Annotated in this window: 12 protein-coding genes; 9 read left to right on the plus strand and 3 right to left on the minus strand. The window is 66.4% G+C overall.

The features are described from left to right. Positions 1 to 3: 3 nt before the first annotated feature. Genes nthA through Q0Q36_RS06765 form a run of 3 tightly spaced genes read left to right on the plus strand, consistent with a single transcriptional unit; the run spans position 4 to position 1662 of the window. Positions 4 to 633, plus strand: coding sequence for a nitrile hydratase subunit alpha (nthA, locus tag Q0Q36_RS06755; RefSeq protein WP_293796653.1), 630 nt, complete (start codon positions 4 to 6; stop codon positions 631 to 633). After that, the gene (nthB, locus tag Q0Q36_RS06760) at positions 630 to 1289 is read left to right on the plus strand and encodes a nitrile hydratase subunit beta (protein WP_293796654.1); all 660 of its coding nucleotides are present in this window, start codon (positions 630 to 632) and stop codon (positions 1287 to 1289) included. The genes nthA and nthB overlap by 4 nt, the downstream gene beginning before the upstream one ends. Then, a complete protein-coding gene (locus tag Q0Q36_RS06765) occupies positions 1276 to 1662 on the plus strand; it encodes a nitrile hydratase accessory protein (RefSeq protein ID WP_293796655.1) in 387 nt (128 codons plus the stop codon). The genes nthB and Q0Q36_RS06765 overlap by 14 nt, the downstream gene beginning before the upstream one ends. Before the next feature lie 4 nt (positions 1663 to 1666). Here the strand turns inward: Q0Q36_RS06765 and Q0Q36_RS06770 are convergent, their stop codons facing one another. Together Q0Q36_RS06770 and Q0Q36_RS06775 are read right to left on the minus strand one after the other, a co-directional pair. Continuing rightward, positions 1667 to 2689 carry a nickel transporter gene (locus Q0Q36_RS06770; RefSeq protein WP_293796656.1) on the minus strand — a complete coding sequence of 341 codons (1023 nt, stop codon included), beginning with the start codon at positions 2687 to 2689 and terminating at the stop codon, positions 1667 to 1669. Continuing rightward, positions 2680 to 3324, minus strand: a complete 645-nt coding sequence (locus Q0Q36_RS06775; RefSeq protein ID WP_293796657.1) for a DUF1007 family protein — start codon at positions 3322 to 3324, stop codon at positions 2680 to 2682. Before Q0Q36_RS06775 ends, Q0Q36_RS06770 begins: the two co-directional genes overlap by 10 nt. 309 nt (positions 3325 to 3633) lie before the next feature. Between Q0Q36_RS06775 and Q0Q36_RS06780 the strand changes: the two genes are divergently transcribed. From Q0Q36_RS06780 to Q0Q36_RS06795, 4 genes are all read left to right on the plus strand, one after another. Continuing rightward, positions 3634 to 7176, plus strand: a complete 3543-nt coding sequence (locus Q0Q36_RS06780; RefSeq protein ID WP_293796659.1) for an indolepyruvate ferredoxin oxidoreductase family protein — start codon at positions 3634 to 3636, stop codon at positions 7174 to 7176. Positions 7177 to 7268: 92 nt separating this feature from the next. Further along, the gene (locus Q0Q36_RS06785) at positions 7269 to 7943 is read left to right on the plus strand and encodes a Crp/Fnr family transcriptional regulator (RefSeq protein ID WP_293796660.1); all 675 of its coding nucleotides are present in this window, start codon (positions 7269 to 7271) and stop codon (positions 7941 to 7943) included. 78 nt (positions 7944 to 8021) lie between these two features. Beyond that, positions 8022 to 8228, plus strand: coding sequence for a hypothetical protein (locus tag Q0Q36_RS06790; protein ID WP_293796662.1), 207 nt, complete (start codon positions 8022 to 8024; stop codon positions 8226 to 8228). A gap of 79 nt (positions 8229 to 8307) precedes the next feature. After that, complete coding sequence (locus Q0Q36_RS06795; protein WP_293796663.1) at positions 8308 to 8610, plus strand: hypothetical protein; 303 nt, start codon at positions 8308 to 8310, stop codon at positions 8608 to 8610. An 87-nt stretch (positions 8611 to 8697) separates the two neighbouring features. On the opposite strand, the gene Q0Q36_RS06800 is transcribed toward Q0Q36_RS06795, so the two are convergent. Further along, on the minus strand, positions 8698 to 9096 hold the full coding sequence (locus Q0Q36_RS06800; RefSeq protein WP_293796665.1) for a VOC family protein: 399 nt from the start codon (positions 9094 to 9096) through the stop codon (positions 8698 to 8700). Positions 9097 to 9366: 270 nt separating this feature from the next. Here Q0Q36_RS06800 and Q0Q36_RS06805 point away from each other — a divergent pair, with 270 nt between their 5' ends. Both Q0Q36_RS06805 and Q0Q36_RS06810 read left to right on the plus strand, forming a co-directional pair. Next, the gene (locus tag Q0Q36_RS06805; protein WP_293796723.1) at positions 9367 to 11349 is read left to right on the plus strand and encodes a long-chain fatty acid--CoA ligase; all 1983 of its coding nucleotides are present in this window, start codon (positions 9367 to 9369) and stop codon (positions 11347 to 11349) included. A gap of 17 nt (positions 11350 to 11366) precedes the next feature. Beyond that, positions 11367 to 12161: an ABC transporter ATP-binding protein gene (locus Q0Q36_RS06810; protein ID WP_293796666.1), complete on the plus strand. Its 795-nt coding sequence runs from the start codon at positions 11367 to 11369 to the stop codon at positions 12159 to 12161. Positions 12162 to 12235: the final 74 nt, after the last annotated feature.

Consider the following 12235-nt stretch of genomic DNA (forward strand, 5'->3'; position numbering starts at 1 on the left):
ACCATGAGCGGACAACACCACCACGATCACGACCATCATCACGACAACCACTTCACCGCCATCGAGGCCCGGGTGAAGGCGCTGGAAACGCTGATGGTTCAGAAGGGTTATGTCGACCCGGCCGCGCTCGACGCGATCATCGACACCTACGAGACCAAGATCGGCCCGCGCGACGGCGCCCGCATCGTCGCCAAGGCCTGGACCGATCCGGCCTTCGCCGAGCGGCTGAAGGCGGATGGCACGGCTGCCGCGGCCGAGCTGGGCTATGGCGGGCGCGGCGGCGAGCACATCGTCGCCTGCTTCAACACGCCGGAGCAGCATAACCTGATCGTCTGCACGCTCTGCTCCTGCTATCCGTGGCCGGTGCTGGGGCTGCCGCCGGTCTGGTACAAATCCCCGCCCTATCGCGCCAAGGCGGTGATCGACCCGCGCGGCACCATCGCCGATTTCGGCGTGACGCTGCCGGAGAGCCAGCGCATCCGCGTCTGGGATTCGACGGCCGAGACCCGCTTCATCGTCATCCCGATGCGCCCGGCCGGCACCGAGGGCTGGAGCGAGGAAAAGCTCGCCAGCATCGTCACGCGCGATTCGATGATCGGCACCGGCCTCCCCCGCATGGAGGATGCCGCATGAACAGCGCCCACGATCTCGGCGGCCAGATGGCCTTCGGCCCGGTCGTCCCCGAGCCGAACGAGCCGGTCTTCCACGGCGACTGGGAGAAGCGCGTGCTCGCGATCAATGTCGCGGCCGGCGCCATGGGCGCCTGGACCATCGACGAGATCCGCCACGCCCGCGAGAGCCTGCCACCAGCGCAATACCTCTCCTCGACCTATTACGAGATCTGGCTCGCCGCCCTCGACAAGGTACTGATCGGGCACGGCTTCCTGAGCGCCGACGAACTCGCAACCGGCAAGCCGGCGCCCGAACGCCGCGAGCCCAAGCGCGTGCTCAAGGGCGAAGAGGTCGCGGGCGTCCTGCGCCGCGGTTTCCCCTATGAGCGCAAGGCCGAGGCGCCGGCCCGCTTCGCCGTCGGCGACAGGATTCGCACCATCGTGATGCACCCGCAGCACCACACCCGCCTGCCGCGCTACGCCCGCGGCAAGACCGGCGTGGTCGAGCGCGTTACCGGCTGCCATGTCTTCCCGGATACAGGTTCGCAAGGGCAGCCCGAGACGGCGCAATGGCTCTACACGGTCGTCTTCGACGGCTGCGAACTCTGGGGCCGCGATGCCGACCCGACCTCCACTGTCAGCATCGAGGCCTGGGAGAGCTATCTTGAACCGGCCTGAGACCGATCTGGCGGCAGCCTTGGCCGCCGGCACGCCGATCCCGCGCGATGCCGAGGGCCCGATCTTCGCCGAGCCTTGGCAGGCGCAAGCCTTCGCTTTGGTCGTCGAACTCCAGAACAAGGGCGTCTTCACCGCCGATGAATGGGCGCAGGCGCTCGGCGCCGAAATCCGTGAAGCGCTCGCCGCCGGTGGCTGCAAGGACGGCTCGGACTATTACGAGCGCTGGTGCGAGGCGCTGGAACACCTGCTGATCGCGAAGGGGCTCGCCTCCCATGCTGGCGTCGACGCGCTCGCCGCCTCCTGGGCCCGCGCTGCCGAGGCGACGCCGCATGGCAAGCCGATCCTGCTGGAGAACGATCCGCTGCGGAGCTGAGCCTCTAGCTCCCCATCCCACCGATCCAGAGACCGGTGAACAGCGCCGCGCCGAGCACGGCGACGAAGGCGGCCGCCAGCAATTCGAGCCCAGCGATCAGCCGGGCCGAGCGCAGACTGCCGCCGCCGGCGAATTTCAGCGCCGCGAACTTGAAGAACACCGCGAAAGCCGCGAGCGCCCCTGTGGTAAGCGCCGTGCCCAAAGCCATGGCGAAGGTCGCGGCGATGCCGGCCCAGAACAGCCCTTGCGCATTCGCGAAGACCAGGATGATCAGTGCCCCCGCGCAGGGCCGCGCACCCGCCGCGACGACGACGCCCGCCATGTCACGCCAGCCGGAAAGCCGCGAAACCTGCTCGGCATCGGGCATATGGACATGGTCACAAGCCTCCGGGTCATGCGCCCCGCCCGCTTCCAGCCTGACCAATGCGCCGGACTTTCGCCAGACCATCAGCAGCCCGACCAGCGCCACCAGCAGGAAGCTGCCCTGCTCGATCACGGTCGTCGCGGCGTTCATCTGCATCGCGGTCACCCGCAGCAGCAGCGTCGCCACGCTCACGATCGCAATCGCGACCACGGCCTGCAGCAGGGCGGCTGCGAAGCTGAGGCCCAGGCCGCGCTTCAGGCTGCGATTATCGGCGACGATATAGCCGGAGATCACAGCCTTGCCGTGTCCCGGCCCAGCCGCATGGAAGACGCCGTAGCCGAAGGACAGCCCCAGCAAGCCCCAGAGCGCAGCCGGCGCCGTCGCGATCGCCTTCAGCGTCGCCGTCAGTTCGCGATAGAAGCTCGATTGCCAAGCGATCAGCACGGCGCCAAAACCGGTAGTCGACGGCAGCGCCTCACGCGGCAGGGCCGTGCCGAAAGGATTGCGCGGCGGGGGCGGAGGCGGCGGGCTGACGCTCGCGATCAGCAAGGCCAGGAGTACAACCACGCCCCCGACCAGAAACAGCGCCAGCGCGCAGGCGATCAGGCGCCGCGATAGCGCAGCTCCGGCCGGGCGTGCTGTCTCGGCCGATGTCACGGACATGCCACCAGCGCCCGTGTCGTCACCTCAAGCCCGCTGACATCGGGCGTCGCGGTGATGTCGGCCTCGGAAAGGCGCTTCTGCGTCGCATCGTCGAGCTTGGGGGGGCGGTTGACCCGCACGACGCAGCCTTGCGGCGCCCCCTTGGTCACGACCGCATCCGGCGCATCGACGATGTCGAAGGCGACGAAATAGGTGGGGTCGCCGATCTCGATGCCGAAGGAGCGCGCCTTGGCCGGGGTCTTCAACGGCAGCGTGAAGACCAGCGTCAGCACCTTGTTGTCGAAGGACATGACCTGCTCCCCCGGCGTGCCGAATTCCTGCTTGCGGCCGTTGAGCTTGGCGGCGGTGAAGAAATCGACATCCGGCAGCGATTCCACATTGATCTTTGCGAGATCGGCCAACTCGTCCGAGGTCAGCTTGCCGTCGCCATTCTTATCGAGCCCTTGGGTGATGTAGGCCGAATAGGCTTCGTCGAAGCTCCAATGGTGCCGGATCGCCTGCACCGCGCCATCAGGCGAAAAGACGATTTCGGCTTTGGCCGCGACGAAGACATGCGGATGCGCAGCCGCCGGCCCGGCCGCGATGGCCGCCAGCATGAGCCCGGCGAGGGCCGTCAAAGATGCGCGTCGCGTCAAAGGCGAAACCTCCGTGATCCCGGCTTGCGTGGATCATGGTGAAGCGATCGTCAACGACCGTGACGGGCGTGCGACGCTTCGCAACAGCCATCCCCGCCAAACAGGGCCAAATCGCGGCGCCTCCGCTGGACGCGCACCAGCCGTTCCCGCAATTCTCTGGACCCGGCCCCGAAAACTGGAATGATACCAGATCAATTGACCGCCCTTAGCCGATATGTCAGCCTTGCTGACATATTCGCCGCGGAGACGGCAAAGCATGAGGCCGGGACCACTGGCCCGTCGCGGGAAACGACGATCCGGGAGGCCGCCATGGCCCAGGCACCACGGAAATCCGGCACCGAAGCGGGCGCGCTGCGCAGCGTCGCGCTCGACGACAAATACGATCTCGATAAGCGCGAGGTCTTCCTCACCGGCACCCAGGCCGTCGCCCGCATGCTGCTGATGCAGCGCGAGCGTGACCGGCAGGCCGGGCTCGACACGGCCGGCTTCGTCTCCGGCTATCGCGGCTCCCCGCTCGGCGGGCTCGACCAGCAATTGATGCGGGCGTCCAAGCCGCTCAAGGCCGCAAACATCGTCTTCCAGCCCGGCCTGAACGAAGACCTTGCCGCCACCGCGATCTGGGGCACGCAGCAGGCGGGCCTCAGCGGCGAAGGCAAGCATGACGGCGTCTTCGCGCTCTGGTACGGCAAGGGGCCGGGCGTCGACCGCTCCGGCGACGTCTTCCGCCATGGCAACATGGCCGGCACCGATCCCAAGGGCGGCGTCATCTGCCTGATGGGCGACGACCACACCGCGGAATCATCGACCAACGCCCACCAGACCGAATTCGTCCTGGTCGACCGGATGATGCCGATCCTCAACCCGGCCGGCGTGCAGGAGATCATCGATTACGGCCTGCACGGCATCGCGCTCTCGCGCTTCGCCTCGGTCTGGGTCGGCATCAAATGCGTCAAGGACAACATCGAATCGACGGCTTCCGTCGACGGTTCGCTCGACCGCGTCAGCATCGTCACGCCGACCGACTACACCCCGCCGCCCGGCGGCCTCGCCATCCGCCGCGAGCTCGATTTCGTCGAGCAGGAGCGCCGGATGCATCTCTACAAGCGCGATGCGATGCTGGCCTATCTGCGCGCCAACAAGCTGAACCGCATCGTCACTCAGGGCGGCAAGACGCCGCGCATCGGCATCGCCACCGTCGGCAAATCCTATCTCGACGTCCAGCAGGCGCTGGCCGATCTCGGCATCGACGAGGTTCGCGCCAATGATTTGGGCATCCGCCTGTTCAAGCTCGCCTGTCCATGGCCGATCGATCCGGCCGAGCTGAAGGCCTTCGCCGAAGGTCTCGACCTGATCATGGTGGTCGAGGAAAAGCGCTCGCTGATCGAGGTCCAGGTCCGCGAAGAGCTTTACGGCGCCAAGCACCAGCCGATGGTGATCGGCAAGAAGGACGAGAACGGCGATTGGCTCTTCCCCGTCCATGGCGCGCTCGATCCCAACGATATCGCCATCGCGCTCGGCGGCCGCCTGCTGCAATACCACGACGATCCCGCCCTGCGCGCCCGGCTGGAGGAGATCGCTGCGGCGCAAGGGCGGCTCGCCGAAGCGCAGGAGATCGCACGGCGGACGCCCTATTTCTGCTCGGGCTGCCCGCATAATTCCTCGACCGTCGTGCCCGAGGGCTCGCGCGCCTATGCCGGCATCGGCTGCCATTACATGGTGCAGTGGATGGACCGCGACACGGCGGGCTTCACCCAGATGGGCGGCGAGGGCGCGAACTGGGTCGGCGAAGCGCCGTTCTCGAAACGTGGCCATGTCTTCCAGAATCTCGGCGACGGCACCTATACCCATTCCGGCTCGCTCGCGATCCGCTGGGCCGTCGCGAGCGGCGTCACCATCACCTACAAGCTGCTCTACAACGACGCCGTCGCCATGACCGGCGGACAGCAGGCGGAAGGCCATCTCTCGCCCGACCAGATGGCAAGGCAGGTCGCAGCCGAGGGCGTGCAGCGCATCGCCGTCGTCAGCGACGATCCCGGCAAATATCCGCCGGGAACGCAGTGGCCGGCCGGTACCACCCTGCACCATCGCGACGAACTCGACGCCATCCAGCGCGAACTGGCCGGAACCTCCGGCGTCTCGCTGCTGCTCTACGACCAGACCTGCGCCACCGAAAAGCGCCGCCGGCGCAAGCGCGGCGCTTATCCCGATCCCGACAAGCGCGTCATCGTCAACGAGCTGGTCTGCGAAGGCTGCGGCGATTGCGGCGTTCAGTCGAACTGCGTCTCCGTGCAGCCGCTGGAGACCGAATTCGGCCGCAAGCGCCAGATCGACCAGTCGAACTGCAACAAGGACTTTTCCTGCATAAAGGGCTTTTGCCCGTCCTTCGTCACGGTCCATGGCGCGAAGCCCAAGAAAGCCGACCCGCTCCGGCTCGATGCTGCTGCGCTCGGTGAAACCGAACTGCCCGAACCGATCGTACCGACGCTCGACCGCAGCTTCGCGGTGATCGTCACCGGCGTCGGCGGCACCGGCGTCGTCACCATCGGCGCCATCCTCGGCATGGCCGCGCATCTCGAAGGCAAGGGCTGCGGCATGATCGACATGGCCGGCCTCGCCCAGAAGGGCGGTGCCGTCTTCAGCCACGTCAAGCTCGCCCCGCACCCGGACGACATCCACGCCATCCGCGTCACCGCCGGACAGGCCGATCTCGTGCTGGGCTGCGACTTGACGGTCACCGGCTCGAAGAAGGTTCTCGGCGCGATCCGGCCCGAGCGCGGCACCGTCATCGTCAACACCGCCGAGAGCCTGCCGGGCGATTTCACCCGCAATGCCGATTTTTCGCTGCCGACCGAGCGCCTGAAGCGCGCGATCCTTTCGGCCGCCGGCCGCGAGCAGACGCATTTCATCGATGCGACGGCGGCCGCCGTCGCCTTCCTCGGCAATGCCATCGCCGCCAATATGTTCATGCTCGGCCATGCCTGGCAGCTCGGCGCGGTGCCGCTCTCGCGCGCGGCGCTGCTCAGGGCGATCGAGCTCAACGGCGAGGCCGTCGCCATGAACAAGCAGGCCTTCGAGCTCGGCCGCCGCGCCGCGCATGACCCTGAAGCGCTCGGCGGCCTGCTCTCGCAAAGCAAGGCCGCGACGCCGGGCCGCCAGCTCTCGCAGACGCTGGACGAGATCATCGAGCGCCGCGTCACCTTCCTCACCGCCTATCAGAATGCTGCCTATGCGGCGCGCTACCGCCATCTCGTCGCCCGCGTGCAGACGCGGGAGGCGGCGGTGATGCCCGGCCAGAGCGCGCTCAGCGAGGCCGTCGCGCGCAACCTCTTCAAGCTGATGGCCTACAAGGACGAATACGAGGTCGCCCGGCTCTACAGCGACGGCGCCTTCCGCAAGCAGGTGGCCGCCACCTTCGAGGCCGAGAGCAGCGAGGGCAAGAAGCTGCGCTACGAGTTCCATCTCGCCCCGCCGCTGCTGGCGCGGCGCGACCCGAATACCAACCTGCCTCGCAAGGTGAGCTTCGGCCCCTGGATGATGGGCGCGTTCTCCGTGCTGGCGAAGCTCAAGGGCCTGCGTGGCACGGCTTTCGATTTCTTCGGCTACACGCAGGAGCGCCGCACGGAGCGACAGCTGATCGCGGATTACGAGGCGCTATTGAACGAGCTGCTGACCAAGCTCACGCTGGATAACCATGCGCTCTGCGTGGCGCTGGCCGCGACGCCTGAAAAGATCCGCGGCTTCGGCCACGTCAAGGAACGGCACCTCAAGGCAGCGAAGGCGGAGGAGGCCGCGCTGTTAGCGCAGTTGCGCGATGGATCGCCTTCAGCCGCACTGCCGCAGGCCGCCGAATGAGACATGGAGCTTCCGGCGCCTCTTTGGTTCAACTTGAGTCCGCTTGCCGCCGCACGCCATATTGAGCCGACAGCCGGCTTCAAGGATTGCTTGTGATCACCCCTGAGGAACTGCGCGCCATCGCCTCTTGGTCCCGCGACCTGTCGGAGGCCGAGTTCGAGGAGGCGCGGCGCGGCGTCTCCTTCAAAACCTATGGCAAGAACGCCTCGATCTGCCATGTCGGCGACCGGCTGGAAGCCTGGACCGGCATCGCCGACGGACTGGTCAAGATGGCGACGACTTCGAAGACCGGCAAATCCGCGACGCTCGCCGGCATGCGCTCCGGCGCCTGGTTCGGCGAGGGCACCGTGATCAAGGCCGAGCCGCGGCGCTACGAACTGGTGGCTTTGCGCGAGACCCGGCTCGCGCTGATGCGGCGCTCGACCTTCCTCTGGCTGTTCGAGCACTCGGCCGCGTTCAACCGCTTCCTCGTCCACCAGTTCAACGAGCGCCTCGCGCAATTCATCTCGCTGGCCGAAACCGAGCGCACGCTCGATTCCACAGGCCGGCTCGCCCGCAACCTCGCCTGGCTGTTCAACCCGATCCTCTATCCTGATCTCGGCCGCACGCTGGCGATCTCGCAGGAGGAACTTGGCATGCTCGCCGGCATATCCCGGCAGATGGCCAACCAGGGCCTGGCGAAGCTCGCCGATCTCGGTTTCATCGAGCTTGGCCATGGCAGCGTCACCATTCGCGACCTCGACCGGCTTTCCCGCTACGAAGGCTGAGGATCGCGCTACGGCACCAAATCGCGTTTCGCGCGTTCCTTCTCCCGAACAGCCCAGGCTGAGAAAGGAACCGCCGCTATGTTTGGTCTCCTCGACCTCTTCACGAAACGGGTCAACGACCAGATCGCCGAATACGCCGCCGTCCAGTCGGATGTCGCCCGGCGACTCTGGGGTGACTGGCTCGATCCTTTCCACGCCCACCAGCCCGCGAGAATCCCGGTTTCTCGCCAAAACCCTGGCGAAACGGCATCCCGCGCGCAGATGAAACGGCCTCCGCGTTTCTGAACGGCGCCTAACGCGACCGTTCAGGTCGCGTTGGATCGAGCCGTGCTCAGATAGGGCATATCGAACGAAGGAGACGACCATGCGTGGAATTCTGATGGCAGCCGGCCTTGCGCTGGCTGCAATCGCCGCCACCCCAGCGACAGCGGCCCCAGCGACAGCGGCCCCTGTAACGCTTCCGCAGGCCGAGACCCTCGATCGTCTGCCCGCCGAGTACACACGCGAGCATCGCCATTGGGAAAGGCGGCACGACAGGGAGAGGCACGGCTATTATCGCCACGGTCGTGGTTATGATCGCGGCTACGGCTATGGCCGCCGCCATGGCGGCCCGCCGCCCTGGGCGCCGGCGCATGGCTATCGGCGCCACCATTACGAGCGCTTCTGACAATCTCCCATCCCGCTTCAGCGGCCCGCCATCGCCTGGGATGGCGGGCTTTGGCGTTTCCAGCTGGATCTCGCGAGGCGGAGGCGGCTAAACCGGCTCGTTGAACACCGCCTCGATGGCATGGCCGTCGGGATCGACCACGAAACCCGCGTAGTAATGCGGCCCGTAATGCGCACGCAGACCCGGAGCGCCATTGTCGCGTCCGCCATGGTGAAGCGCTGCCTCATGGAAACGGTCGACCGCGTCACGATCCGGCGCGGCGAAGGCGAGATGGAAACCCGGCCCCGGCGGCCTCTGCCCTTCCGGCCTGAGCTTCAGCGCGAGCTTGTCGCCCCCGCCCGGCAGGCCGTAGCCGACAGCCTGTCCCGCCTCGCCCGGCCGCAGATCCGACCAGACCCGGCCATAGCCGAGCGGCGCCAGCACCGCGTCATAGAAGGCGCTCGCACGCTCGATATCGGCGACACCGAAAGACAGATGATGCAGCATGAGCCAGCCCCTCACCGACGCAGGCGCAATCGCGCCCGCCGATTCAACCCGCAGAATTCGTGAGGAAAATCAGAGCCAAAGCAACGCGTTGCGCGGTTGATTTGCGCGCGAAGCAAACTTCGGCGGGACAATAGTCACCAAAAGGCGAATTGTCTGTCAAGCGGGTCCTTGCAAGGATGATGGCCGCCTGCAAGTCTTGCATGAGAACGAGGCCGGAAACCGGCCCGCGGAAGTCGCCACGACGCATGGCGGCTCGACAGGGAGAACGCAATCGTGGCAAGCGGCACCGCCGGCCAGGCGGATACCTTTCCGAAATTGCTGTTGCGCAACGCACGGGAGCGCGCCTCGCGCGTCGCCTTCCGCCACAAGGACTTGGGCATCTGGCAGTCCTGGAACTGGGCGGAGGTCGCGGAGCACGTCCGCAACTTCGCCAAAGGCTTGGCAGATCTCGGCCTGAAGCGCGGCGAGAAGGTCGCGATCATCGGCCAGAACCGGCCGCGGCTCTACTGGTCGATGTGCGCGGCGCAATGGATCGGCGCGATCCCGGTCCCGGTCTATGCCGATGGCGTCGCCGAGGAGATGGCTTATGTCCTCGACCATGCCGAGGCGGTCTTCGCCGTGGTGCAGGACCAGGAGCAGGTCGACAAGCTGCTCTCCATCGCCGATCGCCTGCCGCATCTCCGGCACATGCTCTATGACGAGCCCCGTGGCCTGCGCGATTACGACCACAGCAAGCTTCACGCCATCGAGACGGTGATCGCTGACGGCGGCCGGGCGCTGAAGGATTCGCAGGCCGAGGCCGCGCTCGCCCGCGAGATGGAGCAGGGCCAGGGCTCCGATCTCGGCATCATCCTCTACACCTCCGGCACGACCGGGCGGCCCAAGGGCGTGATGCTCAGCCATTACAACGTGCTGATCGCCGCCGAGATCGGCTGCGGCTTCGACGGGCTGAACGAGACCGATGAGGTGATCGCCTATCTGCCCATCGCCTGGGTCGGCGACCACGTCTTCTCCTATGCGCAGGCGATGCTCGCCGGCTTCTGCGTCAATTGCCCGGAAAGCCCGGACACGGTGATCGACGACCGCCGCGAGGTCGGCACGACCTATGCGTTCGCCCCGCCGCGCGTGTTCGAGAACATGCTGACCGTGACCATGGTGCGCATGGAGGATGCCGGCGCGCTCAAGCGGAAGATGTTCCACTATTTCCTGGATGTCGCGAAGCGCTATGGCGAGCAGATCCTGAACGGCGAGAGCGTGCCGCTGAAGGGCCGCCTGCTCTACAAGCTCGGCGATTGGCTGGTCTACGGCCCCCTGCGCAACCGCTTCGGCCTGACCAACATCAAGGTCGGCTACACCGCGGGCGAGGCGATCGGCCCCGAGCTCTTCCGCTTCTACCGCTCGATCGGCGTCAACCTGAAGCAGCTCTACGGCCAGACCGAAGCCGGGGTCTACATCACCATGCAGCCGAACGGCGAGATCAAGGCCGACACTGTCGGCAAGCCCGCGCCGATGGTCGAGATCCGCATCGACGACAATGGCGAGGTGCTCTACCGCTCGCCCTCGATCTTCGGCGGCTATTACAAGGACCCCGACAAGACCGCCGAGACGATGACCGCCGACGGCTATGTCCGCTCCGGCGATGCCGGTTTCTTCGACGATGGCGGGCACCTCAAGATCATCGACCGCGCCAAGGATGTCGGCAAGCTCGCCAGCGGCGACCTGTTCCCGCCGAAATACATCGAGAACAAGCTCAAGTTCTATCCGAACATCAAGGAGGCCGTCGCCTTCGGCCAGGGCCGCGACTACGCCACCGTCGCGCTGAACATCGACCTGATCGCCGTCGGCAACTGGGCCGAGCGCAACAACGTGGTCTATGCCTCCTATCAGGAGCTCGCCGGCCACGATCTCGTCTATGACATGATCGCCAAACACGTCGACGAGGTGAACCGCTCGCTCGCCGCCGAGCCGATGATGGGCGGCGCTCAGATCAAACGCTTCCTGATCCTGCACAAGGAGCTTGATGCCGATGACGGCGAGCTCACCCGCACCCAGAAGGTCCGCCGCGGCTTCATCGCCGAGCGCTACGCCCCGCTGGTCACAGCGCTCTATGACGGCTCGGACGCCGCCGACATTTCGACAGAAGTCACCTTCGAGGACGGCCGCAAGGGCGTGATCGCAGCCCGCGTCAAGGTGCGCGACGCCAAGGTCTATCCGACCGGACAGGAGGCGCCGTCCTCGGCGAAGGCGGCATGAACGCGGAGCCGATCAACGTGACGGGCACTCTCATCCGCGCCAAGGGCGAGGTCCTGCTCTCGGTCGAGAACATCTCGCTGCGCTTCGGCGGCGTGAAGGCGATCACCGATGTCTCCTTCGACATCCGCAAGGGCGAAATCCGCGCCATCATCGGCCCCAACGGCGCCGGCAAGACCTCGATGCTGAACTGCATCAACGGCTTCTATCAGCCGCAGGAAGGCCAGATCGTCTTCAAGGGCGAGCGCCGCGCCAAGATGCGCCCGCATCGCGCGGCCGCCGGCGGCATCGCCCGCACCTTCCAGAACGTCGCGCTGTTCAAGGGCATGTCGACGCTCGACAACATCATGACCGGCCGCACGCTCAAGATGAAGAAGGGCTTCTTCTGGCAGGCGCTCCGCCATGGTCCTGCGATGCAGGAGGAGATCGCGCATCGCCGCGTCGTCGAGGACATCATCGACTTCCTGCAGATCGAGCACATCCGCAAACTGCCGGTCGGCAAGCTGCCCTACGGCCTGCAGAAGCGCGTCGAGCTCGGCCGTGCGCTCGCGATGGAGCCGGAACTGCTGCTGCTCGACGAGCCGATGGCCGGCATGAACCTCGAGGAGAAGGAGGACATGTGCCGCTTCATCCTCGACGTGAACAACCAGTTCGGCACCACGATCGCCCTGATCGAGCACGACATGGGCGTGGTCATGGACCTGTCCGACCGGGTCGTCGTGCTCGAATACGGCCGCAAGATCGCCGACGGCACGCCTGACGAGGTCAAGGCGAACCAGAAGGTCATCGACGCCTATCTCGGCGTGGCGCACTGAGGAGCGTGGAGACATGAGCGACATCGCCACCCGCCCCGCCCCGAGCCTCCTCGCCAGCCCGCTGGTCAAGTTCG

This window comes from uncultured Allobosea sp. (genome assembly GCF_945957345.1).
GTDB lineage: Bacteria > Pseudomonadota > Alphaproteobacteria > Rhizobiales > Beijerinckiaceae > Allobosea.

Excerpts from the sequence above, each read along its gene's own strand:
- nthA (WP_293796653.1), top strand. The coding sequence starts at position 4 with ATGAGCGGACAACACCACCACGATCACGACCATCATCACGACAACCAC.
- Q0Q36_RS06780 (WP_293796659.1), top strand. The coding sequence starts at position 3,634 with ATGGCCCAGGCACCACGGAAATCCGGCACCGAAGCGGGCGCGCTGCGC.
- Q0Q36_RS06795 (WP_293796663.1), top strand. The coding sequence starts at position 8,308 with ATGCGTGGAATTCTGATGGCAGCCGGCCTTGCGCTGGCTGCAATCGCC.
- Q0Q36_RS06800 (WP_293796665.1), bottom strand. The coding sequence starts at position 9,096 with ATGCTGCATCATCTGTCTTTCGGTGTCGCCGATATCGAGCGTGCGAGC.
- Q0Q36_RS06790 (WP_293796662.1), top strand. The coding sequence starts at position 8,022 with ATGTTTGGTCTCCTCGACCTCTTCACGAAACGGGTCAACGACCAGATC.
- nthB (WP_293796654.1), top strand. The coding sequence starts at position 630 with ATGAACAGCGCCCACGATCTCGGCGGCCAGATGGCCTTCGGCCCGGTC.
- Q0Q36_RS06770 (WP_293796656.1), bottom strand. The coding sequence starts at position 2,689 with ATGTCCGTGACATCGGCCGAGACAGCACGCCCGGCCGGAGCTGCGCTA.